The sequence below is a fragment of the Alkalihalobacillus trypoxylicola genome (genome assembly GCF_001590785.1).
Classification (GTDB): Bacteria; Bacillota; Bacilli; order Bacillales; family Bacillaceae_D; genus Alkalihalobacillus; species Alkalihalobacillus trypoxylicola.
The window spans coordinates 305089-323260 of the sequence record NZ_LTAO01000012.1 but is presented as its reverse complement, the minus strand read 5'-3'; the positions used below and the strand labels follow the sequence as shown (position 1 = coordinate 323260).

Sequence of the window (18172 nt, the reverse complement as noted above, 5' to 3'; positions counted from 1 at the left end):
TATTTCTAAATTTGTAATGGATGAATACTAAATTAACGTTAAAACCCTCCTTTTTTGAAAAAAGGAGGGTTTTTTAAACGGGTAGATTCCCTATAAAAATCGTAGGCTAGCGGATACAAGTTACCCCAGTCGGAGGAAGTGACCATGCCGAAATCCACTAAAAGTTAGTTGACGCTACACCGGACGCGAAGTGTCTTAGGGAAGTGAACAGCCGTGACATAACATATGTGGAGTTCTTCATTCATGCGTAGTGTATCAGCCTTGCTTTTAAACAAACTGAAAAGGGTCTGTATTCACTTTGGAAATGATAACCTCTGTTTGGAAGTGATGATCAGCAATCATTTTTTGAAAGAAGTCACTCATACCCACCTTCATAATTTTTTCTACATGATGACCTGGGTCAATGATAGATAATCCTTCCATCATGACATCATGAGCCATATGATAATAGACATCACCAGTCACAATGACATCTGCTCCCTTATGTAGTGCTGTTGCTAAATACTTATTGCCATCTCCACCTAGTACTGCTACTTTTTTTATCGTTTTATTTAAGTCGCCGACGACCCTTGCTCCATCTACATGAAATGCTTCTTTAACTAAATAAGCAAAATCCTTTAAAGACATTTCCTGAGATATTTCCCCTATTCGACCAAGTCCATAAGTATTTCCTTCATTCTCAAGAGGATAAATATCAAAAGCCGGCTCTTCATATGGATGCGAAGCAACTATTGCCCGAATAACTCGACTTTTCTTGGCTTCTGGTATAATCGTTTCAATTTTTACTTCCTCTACCTCTTCTAAAACATTTTTTTCACCAATATAAGGGTTTGTTCCTTCTAATGGTTTGAAGGTGCCTATTCCTTCCGAATTGAATGTACAATGACTATAAGCGCCAATATGTCCAGCTCCAGCCTTCGATAATGCCTCTCTCACCTCCACCTGATGAGATTTTGGGACAAAGACAACAACTTTCACTAGCTTTTCTGTACTAGTAGGTGCCAATATTTGAGTGTTCTTTAACCCTAAAGCTTTAGCCATCATATCATTGACACCGCCATTGGCAATATCAAGGTTCGTATGAGCAGCATATATCGTTATATCATTCTTTAATGCCTTAGCTATAATTCTTCCTTGAGCTTTTTCAAGATTAATTTGTTTAACAGGACGAAACAATAGAGGATGATGAGCAAAAATAAAATCAACTTTTTCTTCTATCGCTTCATCGATTACTTCCTCTAAAACATCCAAGGTAACCATGATTTTTTTAATTCTTTTATTTAAAGTTCCAAGCATTAACCCATTTTTATCACCTTCAACCGCTAGTGATTTCGGTGCCCAGCCCTCAAAATGTTGAACTAGCTGCTGCGCATGTACATATTGACTCATACTACAAACACTCCTCAACTAATGTAATTTTATTTTTAAGCTCATGAATACGTTCTTTATTTTTCGAATCATGACCCGCCTTCTCAATGGATTGAACAATGCTTTTCCAGTGCTGCAATTCTTGTTTCCATTTTTTTTGGAAAGCAGCCGATTTTTCTTTCATCAAATAAGGACCTAACATCCATTTCTTTTCGACATCCTCAGCATACAGTCCATGCTCATCGCCTCTTGAAGCAACTAGTATTTCATAAATTTTCTCGTCTTCTTCTAATATAGACTCGTGAGTGAGTTTCCACCCATTAGCACTTAACCATTTTCTAATAAATACCGCACCAATATTCGGCTGTAATATAAGGGTTTCTACGGTTTCCAATTTTTCTTTGCCGTTTTCTAATATAGATTGAATAAGAGCACCGCCCATTCCAGCGATTGTAATGACTGTTACTTGATCCTCTATTTCAATGACCTGTAATCCGTCACCCTTTCTAACTTCAATTTGTTTCGTAAGGTTTGAATGCATTACCTGCTCTTTAGCACTGTCAAATGGTCCTTGATTGACCTCTCCTGCAATAGCAGAAAATGTGGGGTCACGATGTGCCAAAAACGTTGGTAAATATGCATGGTCTGATCCGATATCAGCCAATTTAGCACCCTTTGGCACGTAATATGCCACTTTTAAAAGTCTTTCAGAAAGCTGTTTGTCATTCATGTACTTCACATACCCCTTTATCATTTACATTATGTATATCATAACAAGTTCTAATTTTTAGAATCAAGTTTTTTCATTTTTTAACATGACAAAAGCGAGAGTAAATACTCTCGCTTTCAGATTATTATTGATCGGATAATAGATATTGAGCTATTGCATCAGCTTCTACTTCATTCACAGGAATAGCTGGCATACTTTCATAACCATTTAAAATAATGTCCTGAATTTCTTCAACAGAATAAGTACCTTCTAAATTCGAAATATCTGGTCCCATTCCTCCTGTTAAATCTCCGCCATGACAGGTAATACAGCTTTGCTGGGCAAGCTCTTCACCTGCTGTAATAGGGTCATCAATTTCTACTACTTCTTCTTCTGTTCCTTCTCCATTTTCTTCTGCTTCTCGTGCTTCTCGTTCACTTAACCCGACAAACGATAATATCGTAATGAGAAGAAGGCCTACAATGGCAATAATTGCAAATGGAATGAGAGGTTGTCCCTTCATTACTAACCCTCCTTTTAATAATACATAATAAAAAATTTTGACATCATATGTAGATTGCCAAGAAATACCCCTCTTATTGTACTCGAAAAACGTTTTATTGAAAAGGGAATCTCATGGTTTTGCTTATTTTGTCACTTATTTGACCTATCGTATAGCTTTATTACTTATCCTTTCCAAAATGGCTAATCATCACTCATCAAATCGAGACATCGAATCTGCAAAAAAATTTATGATGGAATTTGCATTTCAATTAGAAAATCAGTAAAATAATGAAAAGAATAGTAAATTTTAGAAAAGAAAGTGGCTACTTCTATTAAGAAATAACCACTCTCTTATACATAGACATTTAGACTCTATTCTAAAAAGTCCTTTAGACGTTTACTGCGACTTGGATGGCGCAGTTTTCTTAGCGCTTTAGCTTCGATTTGTCGAATACGCTCACGAGTAACACCAAAAACTTTACCTACTTCTTCCAATGTTCTCGTACGACCGTCGTCTAATCCAAAACGAAGTCTAAGAACATTTTCCTCACGGTCCGTTAGAGTGTCTAAAACGTCTTCTAGTTGTTCTTTTAATAATTCATAAGCAGCAGCATCAGAAGGAGCTAATGCATCTTGGTCTTCAATGAAATCGCCAAGATGTGAATCATCTTCCTCTCCAATTGGCGTTTCTAATGAAACGGGCTCTTGAGCAATTTTAAGAATCTCTCTTACTTTCTCAGGAGTTAATTCCATTTCTTCTGCCACTTCTTCTGGAGTTGGCTCTCGACCAAAATCTTGTAAAAGCTGACGCTGAACACGGATGAGCTTGTTAATGGTCTCAACCATATGAACTGGAATACGAATGGTACGAGCTTGGTCGGCTATGGCTCTCGTAATTGCTTGACGAATCCACCAAGTAGCATACGTACTAAATTTGAATCCTTTATCATAATCAAATTTCTCAACCGCTTTTATAAGCCCCATATTTCCTTCTTGAATCAAGTCAAGAAATAGCATTCCTCGACCTACATAACGCTTCGCAATGGAAACAACAAGACGGAGATTCGCTTCAGCTAATCTTCTTTTAGCTTCCTCATCACCTTGTTCAATCCTTTTAGCTAGCTCAATTTCTTCATCGGCAGATAATAGAGGTACTCGGCCAATTTCTTTTAAATACATCCTAACAGGGTCATTTATTTTGATCCCAGGTGGCACACTTAAATCATTGAGGTCAAATTCTTCCTCTTCTTTTGCTACCTGCTGAACGGAAGGCCCTTCTTCTCCTTCATTTATGATTTCAACACCTTGTTCACCAAGGTATTCATAAAATTCATCCATTTGATCTGAATCTTGGTCAAAGCCAGCCAATTTATCTGTAATCTCAACATAAGTTAAGACTCCTCTTTTTTTGCCGAGCTCCACCAATTGTTCCTTTACTTGATCGATCGACAACTCACCATCCGCTAACGGACGTAGTGGTTTCTCTGCCATTCGATCCCCTCCTTCCATTGTTCAAAAAACGATGCTACCATTCCTACTTCTTATAAAGACTGTAACTCTTTCTTCATCTGAATAATTTCCATTTGAAGCTTGGCAAACATAATCGGGTCATGCTCCTGCTTCAAATTTAGTTGCTTATTATGAATCTCTACCCATTTTGGATAGTTTTCAATCTGTTTTATATAATCTTCAATAACCTGGTCAGAGCTTTCTTCATCTACAGAAAGCATAGCGATTTCCGATGCTAGTCTTTTAATGCTTTCATCCGATATTCGCTGTACAAATGCGCTCGGGTCTGGTTCAAATCCTTCTCCATAATACGCATATAAATAAGCAGAAATGGCATGATGCTCATCAAGATTAAATTGACCACCTATACGCTCTCTTACTCTTTCAGCAATATCTTCACTTCGCATCATATGAGATAATAATAACCTTTCAGCATTTTGAAAAGCTGGCAAAAGTCTTTTTTTCTCAAAACTTCTTTTGGCTTCTTTAGGCTGCTGATGATCATTTCTTTGAAAAGTGGATTGCTTTTTTTTCTCACGGAAAATTCGATATTGTTCCTGCTTTAATGCTTCTAGTGATAATTGAAATTCTTCCGATAATTGTCTTAAGTAATGATCCCGTTCAATAGCTTTTGATAATGTAGCTATTTCCGTTAACACCTCTTCAATATATAACATTCGTTCACTTTCATGATTAAGATTTTTACCCTTTCGTAAAAATCTCATCTTAAAAGCCATTAATGTTAAGCTTGCCCCTATTACATCATTTTTAAAGCGCTCTGCTCCAAATTTTTTGATGAAGTCATCGGGGTCATTTCCTTCAGGCATTACTGCAACTTTTACCATACAGCCTGCATTCTCAAGAATGCTAGCAGCTCGCACAGCAGCTTCAACTCCAGCCTTATCAGAATCATAACAAATCGTAACTACCTCAGCGTTACGTCGAATACTCTTTGCTTGTTCTTCTGTCAAAGCTGTACCTAGCGTTGCAATTCCTTGATTAACACCTGCACCCCAAGCAGCAATCACATCAACTGCTCCTTCAAATAGCACAGCAGCGTTACTTTTGCGAATCGCTGGTCTTGCTAGGTGAAAGGCATATAATACCTGACCTTTATGAAATATTGGTGTATCAGAGCTATTTAAATATTTCGGTTTCTCATCACCAATACTACGACCACTAAAAGCAATGACTTTTCCTTGATGGTTCCAAATTGGAAACATCAAGCGATCTCTAAATCGATCATAATATTGTTGGTCAGAATCTCTCTGGCCTAGCAGCCCTGCCTTTTGCATTTCCGGTAAATTAAAATTTCTTTTTTTAAATATCGTAACAAGCGTATCCCAACGATTTGGAACAAAGCCAATTTTAAAATGCTCGATTTGTTGCTTAGTAAAGCCTCGACCTTTCGCGTAATCGAGCCCTATTTTCCCCTCTTCCGATAAAGTCAGAATGTGATGATATAGCCTTGACGCCATTTCGTGTCCTGCCATCATTTCACTATGAGGAATGGAGGTTCGTTCTTCTATAGAAGTCACTTCTTTAGGCAATTCAATTTCAGAGCGTTTAGCCAGATGCCTTACTGATTCAACAAATGTTAAGTTATCATGATTCATTAAAAACGAGAACACATTACCACTAGCTCCACATCCAAAACAGTGGTATAACTGTTTATCTTGTGAGACCGAAAAAGATGGCGACTTTTCACCGTGAAAAGGACATAGTCCTATATACTGCTTTCCTTGCTTTTTTAATTGTACATAATCGCTGATTACATCAACAACATCGGACGATTGTCGAATTTTTTCAACGAGCTCTTCTGGAATTCGACCATTTCCCACTGTCATCACCAAATTTTAAAATTCATGTTAAGTCTTATTATTTCTAGCTTTTTTCTCATTTTCCTGCTCATTTTTGATAACTTTTTCTAGCTCATTAAAAAAAAGTTGTCGATTTTGGTTTGTAAATGCTTTAGGACCTTTTGTTTTCCCTCCCATTCGTCTTTGCTTTTGCGATAGAAAACGATAATCCAAAAGTTGTTGTATCGTCTCTTCCCGATATAGCTCACCCTTTGGCGAAATGACAACGGCATTTTTCGCCAATAAAATAGAAGCTAAAGCATGATCTTGAGTTACACACACATCATTACCCTTGATATGATTCGTGACATATAAGTCAACGGCTTCTTTATCAGTATCTACTGTTACCCTTTTAACAAAGGAAGGTACATTTAATTCATGTGCATATGATGAAACAAAAACAGTTGCTACCTGATACTTTTCAGCCAAGTACAAGACCTCATCCTTAACCGGACAAGAATCAGCATCTACATAAATCGTAAAATAATCTTTATCCATAATAATACATTCAACATCTCCTTCTAAATTCCTGCTGCCGTCAAAAAGAATTTCGTTGAGATTTGTCGAAGAAATAGGTCTTGCATACCTAAAATCCTAATTTTCTTTACTATCATTACCAAAAACACAAGAAAAAACCTTGACTTTTTAAATTTATTTGTTCTTTTTTAAATTATGCCTACTTATGGATAATTTAAAACAAGCAACACAATTCACTATTATACGCAAAAAGTCCAAGCTTGACTAGTAAAACGTTTTGATTATTTTCACTTAATTCACAGCTTGTTAAAGTTGCTTACGAATCATACTATAAATTTGATTAGCTGTTTCTTCTACAGCCTTATTAGATACATCTATTACGGGACAACCGATTCTTTCCATAATTGTCTTTGAATAAGCCAGCTCTTTTTTGATTCGCTCAATATTGGCATAGTCAGCCTCTGCTTTTAAACCAAGTGCTTTTAAACGCTCTGTTCGAATATTAATTAATTTATCTGGGCTTATGGTTAATCCGATACATTTTTTGGGGGATGCTTTGAACAATTCATCCGGAGGCTTAACTTCAGGAACCAATGGCACATTCGCTACCTTTATTCTTTTATGAGCTAAATACTGAGATAATGGTGTTTTGGAAGTCCTTGAAACACCGATTAATACGATATCAGCTCTGAGAATCCCTCTTGCATCACGTCCATCATCATATTTGACCGCAAATTCTATCGCCTCAACTTTTCGAAAGTAATCTTCATCGAGTCGATAAATCAGTCCTGGCTCATATCTTGGCTCAACTTGAACATGTTGCTTAATAGTCGTGAGCATTGGACCAATAATATCTACAGTCCGCACCTCAAGCTCTTTAGCTGTTTCAATTAAAAACTGCTTTATTTCGGGAACAACTAGAGTAAAGGCAATAATTGCATTTGCTTTTGCCGCTAGTCGGACAATTTCAGCAATCGTTTGCTTATCATCTACATACGGAACTCTTCTCAATTCTAAGCCTGCATCTCGAAATTGGCTTGCTGCTGCTTTCACTACAAGCTCTGCCGTCTCACCAACAGAATCTGATACAATATATACGACAGAACGATTTTTGATTTCTTCCATGCTTACACCTCTTTTGGATTAGCAGAAATGAACAGTAAGGATATTTCCTTACTGTTCTTCATTTTTTCCTTTTTTAGCTAAAAACAATTTGCTGAAATTTCGCAAAGGACTCAATAACTTGAGCAAATTCTTTCATTTGTGTTAAACGATTCTGTCTCAATGATTCATCTTCTGCCATAACCATTATCGAGTCAAAGTAAGCATCTATTTCTTCTCTTGAACGGACTAACTCATGAAGTATCCCTTCAAAATCTCCATTTAAATAGGCTTTTTCGACGTTATTTTTAACTGAAACATACTTATCATACATACGCTTCTCTTCCTCTTTTTCAAAAAGAGAGGTGTCTAGATTCCTATCTCCTGTATGCTTCTTAGAAATATTTGTCACTCGACTTAATGACTCAACACTATCTTTGAAGTCTTGATGATCAACTTGCTTCATGATTGCTTCTGCTTTTTTAATCGTATTTGTCACATGACTATAGCTAACAGAAGTGACTGCATCAATTACATCATAGCGACTCCCTTTATCTTGCAAAAGATTCTTTACTCTTAAAAAGAAAAAGTCTAATAGTTCTTTTGCCAATTCTTCACTATCTCTTTTTAATAACCCTTTATCCTTAATTACCTCTAAGCTCATGTTAATTAACTGTTCAAGAGTTATTTCAAGCTTATATTCTACTAATATTTGTACGATTCCGGCTGCTTGACGACGAAGCGCATAAGGATCTTGTGACCCACTAGGTATTAGTCCTATTGCAAAGCATGAAGTAATCGTGTCCATTTTTTCACCAAGACTAACTACGCTTCCAATCAAAGTAGATGGACTTTGATCTCCTGAGAATCGAGGCATATAGTGCTCATTAATCGCCAAACAAACCTCTGCTTCCTCTCCTTGTAGTTGTGCATATTTCTGCCCCATTTTCCCTTGTAATTCAGGAAATTCATAGACCATTTGGGAAACGAGGTCAAATTTACTAATTTCCGCTACACGATTGATTTTTTTAGTTTCTTCCTCGCTTAGTGTGAGCTTTGATGATATCTTTTCTGTCAAAAGCTTCACTCGACGAACTTTATCTGCGATAGAGCCAAGTTCCTCGTGGTAAACAATATTTTCTAACTTACTTAAGGCAGATGGAATCGTTAATTTTTGATCTTCTTTATAAAAGAACGCTGCATCCGCTAAACGAGCTCGTAATACTTTTTCATTTCCTCTTGCCACATTTTCTAAATGTTGATCATTACCATTTCGAACTGTGACAAAGTATGGAAGCAGCTCCCCTTCATGATTTTCAACAGGGAAGTATCTTTGATGTTCTCGCATTGATGTGATTAGTACTTCTTTTGGAATTTCTAAAAACGAAGTGTCAAAATGTCCAAATAACGCAGTTGGATATTCCACTAAATGATTTACCTCATCAAGAAGTGCTTCATTAACAGGAATGTTCCAGCCTTTTTCTTTACTTAGTTGTTGAATTTGCTCTTCTATAAGCTTTTTCCTCTTGTCAGCATCTACTAGTACATACTGCTTTTCTAATAATTGCTCATAATGTGCAGGCTGATCAATGGATATTTTTTCTCCTAAAAATCGATGGCCAAACGTTTCATTTCCTGTAGTGATATCAGTAATACTAAAAGGAATAATTTCTTTACCGTACAATGCAACTAACCACTGGATTGGTCTAGCAAAGCGTAATGAATATTGATTCCATCGCATATTTTTAGGGAAATGGATCGATAAAATTAGTTCCTTTACCTCTTTAAGAAGCTCATTCGTTTTTTGTCCAGCAGTAAAAGTACGAGCATAAACATAATCAGTTCCTTTTAATTCTTTAAAAAATAAATCTTCCTTATCGACACCTTGACCACGTGCAAAGCCGAGTGCTGCTTTAGACCATTCTCCATCTTCTGTTAAAGCTATTTTCTTTGCCGGTCCTTTTGCTTCTCCTGAAATATCTGGCTGCTTATCGCTTAATTGTTTTACTAATACAGCTAATCGTCTAGGAGTTGACATGATTTCAATTTTTTCATACTCAAGCTTTTGCTTCTGTAACCATTTTTCAAATAACTGCTTTAATTGAGCAGTAGCATTATTGATAAAACGTGCTGGTAATTCTTCCAAACCAATTTCTAACAAAAAATCTTGTTTACTCATTTGGCTTTCCCTCCTTCTTTAACATAGGAAATCCTAGCTTTTCTCTCTCTTCATAATATTGCTTGGCTGCTGTTCTAGCTAGCTGACGTACTCGTCCGATATAGCCCGTTCTTTCTGTAACAGAGATAGCTCCTCTAGCATCAAGCAAATTAAAGCTGTGAGAGCATTTTAGTATATAATCATAGGCTGGAAAAACTAATTGATTTTCGAGAGCTCGCTTAGCTTCCTTCTCATAAGTCGAAAAAAGTTGAAAAAGCATATCTGTGTCTGATACTTCAAATGTGTATTTTGAGTGTTCGTATTCTGGTTGTTTAAAAATATCACCGTAAGTAAACCCCTCAACCCACTCTAAATCAAAGACATTTTCTTTATCTTGAATATAAGAGGCTAATCTTTCTAACCCATAGGTTATTTCAGCAGATACAGGGTTAGCTTCTAATCCTCCTACTTGTTGGAAATAAGTAAATTGTGTAATTTCCATTCCATCTAACCATACTTCCCAGCCTAAGCCTGCACAGCCTAACGTAGGATTTTCCCAATTATCCTCCACAAAGCGAATGTCATGCTCTAATGGATTAATTCCTAGAGCCCTCAAACTATCTAAGTAAAGCTCTTGAATATTAATAGGAGATGGCTTCATGATTACTTGAAATTGGTGATGCTGATACAATCGATTAGGATTTTCTCCATATCTTCCATCTGCTGGTCTTCTTGATGGCTCTACATAGGCAACATTCCAAGGTTCAGGACCAATTGTACGAAGTAAAGTGAACGGACTCATTGTTCCTGCTCCTTTTTCCGTATCATAGGCTTGCATAATCATACAATTTTGCTTAGACCAAAATTGCTGCAGTGTTAATATCATGTTTTGTACATTCATTGCTTTTTCCTCCAATATTTCTTCATTTTTTGTAACAGTAGAAAAATGAAAAAAACCCTCATCTCTATGCTGTTACAGCATAGGGACGAGAGTTCTCCCGCGGTTCCACCCTACTTATTTACAATCCAAGCACTGAATCGTAAATCACTTTTTTCCGTAGTGCTCCAGAATGCCTTCCTAACAAACACATGCCCTAGCTCTCACCATCCTAGGTTCGCTTTCATGTAAATTTGAGAGTACTATTTTCCTTCAATGCACCTTCTATCTACTAGCATCATACTAAATCAAAAAAAAGACTGTCAATCCTTTTTATATAAATTCATTAGTATTTTCTATTATAAGCGATTTTTCTAGCTTTAAACCTATAATCGCAAATGATTGATAAATGATAAATCGAATAATGGATAAGTCCTCTCAATATACTGTATTGACTGTTAATAAAAGCGAGACGGGAGGAAGAAAATTGACTGAGAATCTTGCATGGTCCCTCAATGATCCATACGTCTATCATAGCTTATTAAATTTAAAACAATCACGAGTAGAGGCATTAACGACAAAAGGCTCGGTTCGTGGCTTGTTGCTCGATGTTCAACCAGACCACATTGTCATCGAGATGGGGGGTACTCCATTTCATATTCGCATTGCTCAAGTTGTCTGGTACTTTCCAGTTAAAGATCGCTAAAGGTTGAAAGGAGGCTTGATATAGTCATGATGAAAAGAGTGAATAGGCTAGCCATCTCTTTGCCCGTTCCCGAGCATGGTGATATTAATGGAGCTTCGGTTGTTCAGGAGCTTCTCGGTGGAGAATTTGGTGAAATGTCTACATTAAACAATTATATGTTTCAGTCTTTTAATTTTCGTGGTAAAAAGAAATATAAGCCCTTTTATGATTTAATTGCAAGTATAACAGCAGAAGAATTTGGTCATGTAGAATTAGTAGCTAATACGGTTAATCTCATGTCATATGGAAATACACATCCTGGTGACCCTGATACAGCACCATTACAGATTGCTAAGGATAAACGCATGTCTCACCATTTTACTACAACGGCTCAAACCTCTTTTCCAATGGATGGTATGGGTAGACCTTGGAATGGTATGTTTGTCCATTCCAGTGGAGCGTTAGTAGAGGATTTACTGCATAATTATATGCTAGAAATCGGCGCTCGTTTACACAAAATGAGAGTATATGAAATGACAACTAATCCTACCGCCCGTGAATTATGTGGCTATCTATTAGTTAGAGGTGGCACCCATATTATTGCTTATGCTAAAGCCATTCAAGTCGCAACTGGTGTAGAAATTGGCAAAATGCTACCTGTTCCAAGACCTGACAATAACGCCTTTGATCATGCTAAGAAATATATGGAACAAGGGTTATATAATGTCCTATATACTTGGGGCGAACCAGAATATAGGGACATTAATCAAATTTGGAAAGGAGAAAATCCTGAAACTGGAGAGCCTTTAAAAGTCATTGATGGTCTTCCTGAGGGAGCTCCTATTCCTGACTTTGAAGAAAAACCAGAAATGTTCTCTCCCGGACTAAATCCAGAAGATTATCAGAAGATTTTAAAACGACTCAAGGCCAATTTATAAAATCGGTAAAACATTAAAGAAGGGGCTGGGACAAAACCTCATTTAAAACATCACCTTAGAGAATATAGGGATAATGTGTAATGACGACAAACATCAATAACGAATTAGGAACCCTTCTTTTTTCAAAAAAGGAGGGTTCTTTTAAGGATACATTCCCTATGAAATTCGTAAGATAGCGGACACAAGACCCGGAGACTCCAGAGGGAAGTAGTGGCCATGCCGAAATCCACTTTTAAAAAAAGTTAGTTCGGCGTCACCCCACCGGACGCGAAGTGTCTTGGGGAAGCGGACAGTCGAGGATCTAGAAGGATGGAATCATTTATTCGTGAGTTTTGTCCCGACCTCTCTTTTTGGAGAGAAAGTTTAAATATTTTTCATTCGTTCTAGTTGTTCTAAAAATTTTCTCGATTTGAGTGTTACACCGGAATATTCTTCATAATAAGCTTGTATAATGGTTTTTAAAGCCTTTTTTGTATCTTCCTTTAAGGAAATTTTTCCAAGTCGATTTAAATCCATATAAAAGAAAAGTCTTAGTAGCTTTGCTGATTGTTCTGTCATTTTATAGGCATACGAATCCTTATACAAACAGTTTGAACACAGAAAACCTGCTTCCTTTATTGAAAATGCAGCGGGTAGGTGTTGCTTTTGGCAACTTACACACTGATCTAATTCTGGCTTTATACCTGCTACCGCTAACATCTTCATTTCAAATATTCTCATTAATACATCCGGGTCAATTCCTTCATCTAAATAATGTAAAACTTGATACAAAAGCTCAAATAAATAAGGATTCTTCTCAGATTCATCCGTCAAACGGTCTAATAATTCAACGATATAGCTTGCATAGGCTGCCAAATATAAATCATTTCTCACTTCTCTAAAAGAATCAATGATTTCGCCTTGATTTAACGTACCTAAACCTTGATTTTTTTGAACTAAAAAATGACCATACATGAATAATTGAGAAACGGAAGATAATCGACTTTTAGGTTTTTTTGCCCCTCTAGCCATAACACCTATCTTTCCTAATTCCCGAGTAAATAAAGTAACAATTTTATTTGATTCCCCATAAACAGAAGTTCTAATCACAATACCTTCAACTTTGTGTAGCAATTATTTCACCACGCGATCTTAACATAGTGGTGCAAACATTTTAATGACTGGCTGGTCCGCTTAAATCTTCACCTATTGAAGTTGATTCTTGTTCGAATTGCTCATCTGACTCTCTCTCTAACTCTTTCATTAACAAATACATGTCAACATTTCCTGTCATTGAAAAGACCTTCCAAGAAAAATCGAGCATTATCAGATTCCACCTTTCTCTGAAGATTTCAATTTAACACGTCCTATTCAATATCATGACCTTGTTTGCCCAATTCATGTTATGGAATTATTTCTAATTTTTTTTGCTTGACATTGGTTATTTTTCATGAATTTAAATGGATTATTTTGATCACTCTAAAATAATCATCGTCTTATTATTATACTGATATTTGCGATCAAAAAACAATGGCTATTCGCATAGCCATTGTTAAAATCAGTCATTTGACAAGCCCATTTTTTGGAGTTTTGGGCTGACTTAATATTCATCCTCTTTGAATCCATATTCTCTCAAATGACTAGCTTTATTGCGCCAATCTTTTTGGACTTTTACCCATAATTCGAGAAAAACTTTTGATCCTAACAATGCTTCAATATCCTTCCTCGCCTCTTTGCCAACCTCTCGCAGAGCTTTTCCTTGCTTTCCAATAATAATACCTTTTTGTGAGTTACGTTCTACAATAACGGTCGCTCCAATATAAATCATATCATTATCTCTCTTTTTCATTTGCTCGGTAACAACAGCTATCGAATGAGGAATTTCTTCTCGAGTTTGATGCAGCACTTTCTCACGTATAAGTTCAGCTACGACAAATCTTTCAGGATGGTCGGTTACTTGATCACTCGGGTAATATTGCGGACCGACTTCCATTTGAAGAATAATTTGATCTAATAAGGTATTAACATTATTCCCTTGTAAAGCAGAGATAGGAATTACTTCCTCAAAATTATATTTAGTTCGATATGTTTCGATTACACCTAACAAATCATCTGGCTGAATCTTATCAATTTTATTAATGATTAAGAAGGTTTTAGCGTTTGCTTCCTTCAATCTTTCTATTATATATTCTTCACCAGGACCAAAAGATTCTGTGGCATCTATGACATATAAAACTAAATCAACCTCTTTTAATGTATTCTTAGCAACACTCATCATAAAGTCGCCTAATTTATGCTTTGGCTTATGAATTCCTGGTGTATCAATAAATACAATCTGTGCATCGTCCTGTGTATAAACGCCCTGTATTTTATTTCTAGTCGTTTGTGGCTTATCTGACATAATCGCGATTTTTTGTCCAATCACATAGTTAATAAGAGTTGATTTCCCAACATTCGGTCTGCCTATGATTGAAACAAAACCTGACTTGAATTCTTCATTATTCTTCATGTAAATCCTCCGATGTAAAAGCTCCTGGTAATAATTTTTCTACAGTAGTCTTTAATGTCTCGTCTTTCAAATTGCTTAAATAAACAGGTGTCTCTTTGTCACATAATTCGACCATTACTTGACGGCAGGCGCCACAAGGGGAAACAGGTCCATCTGTATTGGCCACTACTGCAATAGCCTTTACTTTCGTACGGCCATCCGAATAAGCCTTAAAAAGCGCCGTTCTTTCAGCACAATTTGTTAATCCAAAAGAAGCATTTTCAATATTAGCTCCTAAAACGACTTGTCCATCATCCATTAGAAGTGCTGCACCTACAGGGAATTTAGAGTAAGGAACATAAGCATTTTCACGAGCATTTTTAGCAAATTGTATTAATTGTTTTTCTTCCATTTTCATTTCTCTCCCTCACTATTCTAGACTCCACCGAATACGATTTGAAACCATTCAATTAACGGTGGTAGAAACAGTAAAATCCCAATGATAGCAGCAAAGATACCGAAGACAAAAACAGCAGATGCTGCAATATCTTTTGCTCTTTTAGCTAAAGGATGATACTCTTCTGTAATCAAATCGACCGTTCTTTCAATGGCTGTATTCATAATCTCTAAGGAAAGCATTCCGCCAATGACGAGTAATAATATCATCCAGTGCAAAATGGGGAAGTCTAACATCCACGCAAATAAGATTGTTATGATCGCAAACCCTATATGAACAAACATATTTTGTTCTTTTTTGATTACGTGCTTTAAGCCCTCGATTGCATATGCAAAGGAACGAATAAAACGTCTAAATCCTCTTTTTTGTCTATCTTGTAAGCCCATAATTTTCTAAAATGCTTTCTTGTTTAGAAAACATTCTTTTTTCCTCTTCTTCAGTTTCATGGTCATAACCTAGTAAATGAAGAAAGCCATGTACAACGAGAAAACCCAATTCTCTTTCAAATGAATGTCCGTATTCCTTTGCTTGTTCCTCTAGCCTTGGAACCGCAATAATAATATCTCCTAATACATTCGGTAAGCCTTCGGTCATAATAGCTTGCTCACCTTCACCTTGTTCGTTTAAAGCAAATGAAATAACATCTGTCACTTGATTTTTATCTCGATATTGATGATTAATTTCTTTAATTTCTTCATCTGTAACAAAAGTCAGAGAGAGTTCTAATTCACCTGTTAAACCCTCTGCTTTTGCTGCATCCTCTAGCAACGAAACGATAAGCTTTTGATGTTCTGAGGTTAAGCTTGATGTTTCATCAACGATGTCTATCGTCATATTCATGCTTTTTTCTCTCCTTTTTTCTTGTCATCCTCTGGATATTCAATTCGTTGATGGAATGTACCTTTTAATGTCTCACAAATAGAGATAGCGACCTGATCTAGCTCTTTAAGTGTTAAGTCCGATTCATCAAATTGACCATCTTCTAGCTTATCCTTAATAATCTTTCTCACTAGATTTTCTATTTTATCTGGTGTTGGCTTTTGAATAGAACGAACGGCAGCTTCAACACTGTCGGCAATTTGTACAATAGCGGCAACCTTTGTTTTCGATTTAGGACCCGGATAACGAAATTGTGACTCCGGTAAGGCTGTTTCACTTTCTTGGTTGGCCTTGTGATAGAAAAATTTAAGTAAGCTTGTTCCATGATGCTGCTCAGCAATATCAATGATTTCCTTAGGCATTTTATATTGTCGTAATAAATCAGCTCCATCGTATGGATGTGCTGTGATAATCGTTGTACTAAGTTGAGGAGAAATTTTATCATGGGGATTGTCCATCCTCATCTGATTTTCAATAAAGAAGTGCGGTCGCTTTGTCTTACCTAAGTCATGATAATAAGCAGCCACTCTTGCTAATAATCCGTTTTCTCCAATGGTCTCACTTGCAGATTCTGCTAGGTTACCGACCACTACGCTATGATGATAAGTTCCTGGTGCTTCAGTTAAAATTTTTCTTAATAGTGGATGGTTAGGGTTTGATAGCTCGATCAATTTCGTTGTCGATAAAATTCCAAAGCCTGCCTCTAGGAAAGGTAACAGTCCTAGGGTCAAGACCGCTGCCGTAAATCCAGATAAGAAAGCAAACCCTACATGTGAACCAAGCTCAATCCAACTCGTCGGAACGGCCTTCATGAAAAGGTGAGCTAACACAGCTAATATGTTAATCCCTGATACATATAAGCCAGCTCTTAAAATTCTGGAAACGCGATTAGACTCTCCTAAAAAGTAGGCCGCCGAAACGGAGCTAAAAAACAAATAAAATCCATAATTGAAATTAAAAGGGCCTGCTGAATCTAAATTATAAAAAACACTTCCGATAATAGCAAAAATAAAACTCATAAATACGGCAATCCGTTTATCTAATAAAAGAGCTAATAGCATAGCTCCTACAGAAATAGGAACGGCATAACCTAATCCAGTAATTCCAATACCATCAAGTAAACTAACAACCTTCGCAATAACAACCGTTAAAATAAATATGAGTGTGAACATTAAAAAGTGACTGTTGTTTACCCATAAACTCGTCTTTGTTTCGCTTATATGATAACCAATTACAGTTATTAATAATAAAATAAGGATCGCTAAACCTACATAAGGGTATACATTATTCGTGTCTTCTAATAGTCCTACAAGCCTTAACTGCTCATAGGTTTCGTGATTGACGATTTCCCCTTCCTTAACAAGAAGCTGACCTTCCCTGATCATAACAGGCTCGATACTTTCTGCCGCTTCTTGCCTTAGCCTCTCGGTAGATTCAGCTTCATAAATATAATTAGGTATAATCGCAAACTTCGCAATTTCAACCATTGCATCTAATAAGTCATGACTAACGGTAGAAATAACAATTTTATCATTAACTTCTTCTTTTGCATCATTTAAGTCTCTAATTGAAATTTGCTCTCTCATAATATCAAAAACAGCATTTGAAGTAGCTTCTTGAGCAATTTGTAATTGTGAATCTGATGATTTGAGCAAGGTTGTTATCGTTTCATCGGACAGCTCATTGCTTGTACCAATTGATAATGTTTCATGTATGTATGCTAATTGTTCTTCTAGAACTTCCTCTTCTGAAGGCTGTTCTGGAAGCTCTTCCCCTTCTTCTAATTGTTCTTCCAAAGCCTCCTGCTCAGCTTCATATTCTGCAGCTACTTGACGAACAAGCTCAAAAATGTCATTGACCTTTCCAACCTGATTTTGTGAATAATCCTTCTTTTCATAAACAGGTCCAATCGCATTTATCGCTTCTTGTCTTCTTTCTTCAGTAGCGGTTTTATTTTCAACAGAAATTGGAGAACGGATATCTTGATCGACTGATTGTGATAAGTGAATCTCCATCTTTTCAGGAATAACATTCCCTAACATTAAAAAATAAAGTAAAATCCCCATAATAAATAGTAGAATTCCTTTAATATATCGATGGTCTCTTATTTTTTTCCACCATTTCATTCGATCAATAGCTCCACTTTTTTTCAAAAGTATTTCACCTCCATCTCCCTTTTATCTC

18 protein-coding genes are annotated in these 18172 nt (G+C 36.4%); 2 read left to right on the top strand and 16 right to left on the bottom strand.

From position 1 onward, the window contains the following. Positions 1 to 267: 267 nt before the first annotated feature. The 9 genes from AZF04_RS08690 to glyQ all read right to left on the bottom strand — a co-directional run bounded on the left by AZF04_RS08690 (position 268) and on the right by glyQ (position 10586). Positions 268 to 1389, bottom strand: coding sequence for a Nif3-like dinuclear metal center hexameric protein (locus tag AZF04_RS08690; RefSeq protein WP_061948386.1), 1122 nt, complete (start codon positions 1387 to 1389; stop codon positions 268 to 270). Position 1390: 1 nt separating this feature from the next. Next, positions 1391 to 2098, bottom strand: coding sequence for a tRNA (adenine(22)-N(1))-methyltransferase (locus AZF04_RS08685; RefSeq protein WP_061948385.1), 708 nt, complete (start codon positions 2096 to 2098; stop codon positions 1391 to 1393). Positions 2099 to 2222: 124 nt separating this feature from the next. Beyond that, the gene (gene cccA / locus AZF04_RS08680; protein WP_061948384.1) at positions 2223 to 2600 is read right to left on the bottom strand and encodes a cytochrome c550; all 378 of its coding nucleotides are present in this window, start codon (positions 2598 to 2600) and stop codon (positions 2223 to 2225) included. Between the two features lie 353 nt (positions 2601 to 2953). After that, positions 2954 to 4072: an RNA polymerase sigma factor RpoD gene (gene rpoD / locus AZF04_RS08670; RefSeq protein WP_061948382.1), complete on the bottom strand. Its 1119-nt coding sequence runs from the start codon at positions 4070 to 4072 to the stop codon at positions 2954 to 2956. A gap of 50 nt (positions 4073 to 4122) precedes the next feature. Continuing rightward, positions 4123 to 5937 carry a DNA primase gene (gene dnaG / locus AZF04_RS08665; protein WP_174522646.1) on the bottom strand — a complete coding sequence of 605 codons (1815 nt, stop codon included), beginning with the start codon at positions 5935 to 5937 and terminating at the stop codon, positions 4123 to 4125. Positions 5938 to 5958: 21 nt separating this feature from the next. Next, positions 5959 to 6447 (bottom strand): YaiI/YqxD family protein, encoded by a 489-nt coding sequence (locus tag AZF04_RS08660; RefSeq protein WP_061948380.1) that lies wholly within the window; start codon positions 6445 to 6447, stop codon positions 5959 to 5961. Between the two features lie 285 nt (positions 6448 to 6732). Next, the gene (locus tag AZF04_RS08655) at positions 6733 to 7551 is read right to left on the bottom strand and encodes a pyruvate, water dikinase regulatory protein (protein WP_045485930.1); all 819 of its coding nucleotides are present in this window, start codon (positions 7549 to 7551) and stop codon (positions 6733 to 6735) included. A gap of 73 nt (positions 7552 to 7624) precedes the next feature. After that, complete coding sequence (gene glyS, locus AZF04_RS08650; protein WP_061948379.1) at positions 7625 to 9706, bottom strand: glycine--tRNA ligase subunit beta; 2082 nt, start codon at positions 9704 to 9706, stop codon at positions 7625 to 7627. Further along, positions 9699 to 10586, bottom strand: a complete 888-nt coding sequence (gene glyQ, locus AZF04_RS08645; RefSeq protein ID WP_061948378.1) for a glycine--tRNA ligase subunit alpha — start codon at positions 10584 to 10586, stop codon at positions 9699 to 9701. The genes glyS and glyQ overlap by 8 nt, the downstream gene beginning before the upstream one ends. A 463-nt stretch (positions 10587 to 11049) precedes the next feature. On the opposite strand from glyQ, the gene AZF04_RS08640 reads away from it, so the two are divergent. Further along, entirely contained in the window at positions 11050 to 11268 is a 219-nt protein-coding gene (locus AZF04_RS08640; RefSeq protein ID WP_045485938.1) for a YuzF family protein, read from the top strand. Between the two features lie 26 nt (positions 11269 to 11294). After that, the gene (locus tag AZF04_RS08635; RefSeq protein WP_061948377.1) at positions 11295 to 12185 is read left to right on the top strand and encodes a manganese catalase family protein; all 891 of its coding nucleotides are present in this window, start codon (positions 11295 to 11297) and stop codon (positions 12183 to 12185) included. 363 nt (positions 12186 to 12548) lie between these two features. Here AZF04_RS08635 and recO read toward each other — a convergent pair whose 3' ends face one another. From recO to AZF04_RS08605, 7 genes are all read right to left on the bottom strand, one after another. Then, positions 12549 to 13298: a DNA repair protein RecO gene (gene recO / locus AZF04_RS08630; RefSeq protein WP_061948376.1), complete on the bottom strand. Its 750-nt coding sequence runs from the start codon at positions 13296 to 13298 to the stop codon at positions 12549 to 12551. A gap of 40 nt (positions 13299 to 13338) precedes the next feature. Continuing rightward, positions 13339 to 13488 (bottom strand): YqzL family protein, encoded by a 150-nt coding sequence (locus AZF04_RS20640; protein ID WP_082795232.1) that lies wholly within the window; start codon positions 13486 to 13488, stop codon positions 13339 to 13341. 276 nt (positions 13489 to 13764) lie between these two features. Continuing rightward, complete coding sequence (gene era / locus AZF04_RS08625; RefSeq protein WP_061948375.1) at positions 13765 to 14673, bottom strand: GTPase Era; 909 nt, start codon at positions 14671 to 14673, stop codon at positions 13765 to 13767. Further along, positions 14663 to 15064, bottom strand: coding sequence for a cytidine deaminase (locus AZF04_RS08620; protein WP_061948374.1), 402 nt, complete (start codon positions 15062 to 15064; stop codon positions 14663 to 14665). Before AZF04_RS08620 ends, era begins: the two co-directional genes overlap by 11 nt. A 23-nt stretch (positions 15065 to 15087) precedes the next feature. Next, complete coding sequence (locus AZF04_RS08615; protein ID WP_061948373.1) at positions 15088 to 15495, bottom strand: diacylglycerol kinase family protein; 408 nt, start codon at positions 15493 to 15495, stop codon at positions 15088 to 15090. Next, positions 15479 to 15949 carry an rRNA maturation RNase YbeY gene (gene ybeY, locus AZF04_RS08610; RefSeq protein WP_045485962.1) on the bottom strand — a complete coding sequence of 157 codons (471 nt, stop codon included), beginning with the start codon at positions 15947 to 15949 and terminating at the stop codon, positions 15479 to 15481. The genes AZF04_RS08615 and ybeY overlap by 17 nt, the downstream gene beginning before the upstream one ends. Continuing rightward, complete coding sequence (locus AZF04_RS08605; protein ID WP_061948372.1) at positions 15946 to 18141, bottom strand: HD family phosphohydrolase; 2196 nt, start codon at positions 18139 to 18141, stop codon at positions 15946 to 15948. Before AZF04_RS08605 ends, ybeY begins: the two co-directional genes overlap by 4 nt. Between the last annotated feature and the right edge of the window lie 31 nt (positions 18142 to 18172).

Bases quoted from the DNA above. Each gene is read 5' to 3' on its own strand.
- AZF04_RS08690 (WP_061948386.1), bottom strand. From the start codon at position 1,389: ATGAGTCAATATGTACATGCGCAGCAGCTAGTTCAACATTTTGAGGGC.
- AZF04_RS08685 (WP_061948385.1), bottom strand. From the start codon at position 2,098: ATGAATGACAAACAGCTTTCTGAAAGACTTTTAAAAGTGGCATATTAC.
- cccA (WP_061948384.1), bottom strand. From the start codon at position 2,600: ATGAAGGGACAACCTCTCATTCCATTTGCAATTATTGCCATTGTAGGC.
- rpoD (WP_061948382.1), bottom strand. From the start codon at position 4,072: ATGGCAGAGAAACCACTACGTCCGTTAGCGGATGGTGAGTTGTCGATC.
- dnaG (WP_174522646.1), bottom strand. From the start codon at position 5,937: ATGACAGTGGGAAATGGTCGAATTCCAGAAGAGCTCGTTGAAAAAATT.
- AZF04_RS08660 (WP_061948380.1), bottom strand. From the start codon at position 6,447: ATGGATAAAGATTATTTTACGATTTATGTAGATGCTGATTCTTGTCCG.
- AZF04_RS08655 (WP_045485930.1), bottom strand. From the start codon at position 7,551: ATGGAAGAAATCAAAAATCGTTCTGTCGTATATATTGTATCAGATTCT.
- glyS (WP_061948379.1), bottom strand. From the start codon at position 9,706: ATGAGTAAACAAGATTTTTTGTTAGAAATTGGTTTGGAAGAATTACCA.
- glyQ (WP_061948378.1), bottom strand. From the start codon at position 10,586: ATGAATGTACAAAACATGATATTAACACTGCAGCAATTTTGGTCTAAG.
- AZF04_RS08635 (WP_061948377.1), top strand. From the start codon at position 11,295: ATGATGAAAAGAGTGAATAGGCTAGCCATCTCTTTGCCCGTTCCCGAG.
- AZF04_RS20640 (WP_082795232.1), bottom strand. From the start codon at position 13,488: ATGCTCGATTTTTCTTGGAAGGTCTTTTCAATGACAGGAAATGTTGAC.
- era (WP_061948375.1), bottom strand. From the start codon at position 14,673: ATGAAGAATAATGAAGAATTCAAGTCAGGTTTTGTTTCAATCATAGGC.
- AZF04_RS08620 (WP_061948374.1), bottom strand. From the start codon at position 15,064: ATGGAAGAAAAACAATTAATACAATTTGCTAAAAATGCTCGTGAAAAT.
- AZF04_RS08615 (WP_061948373.1), bottom strand. From the start codon at position 15,495: ATGGGCTTACAAGATAGACAAAAAAGAGGATTTAGACGTTTTATTCGT.
- ybeY (WP_045485962.1), bottom strand. From the start codon at position 15,949: ATGAATATGACGATAGACATCGTTGATGAAACATCAAGCTTAACCTCA.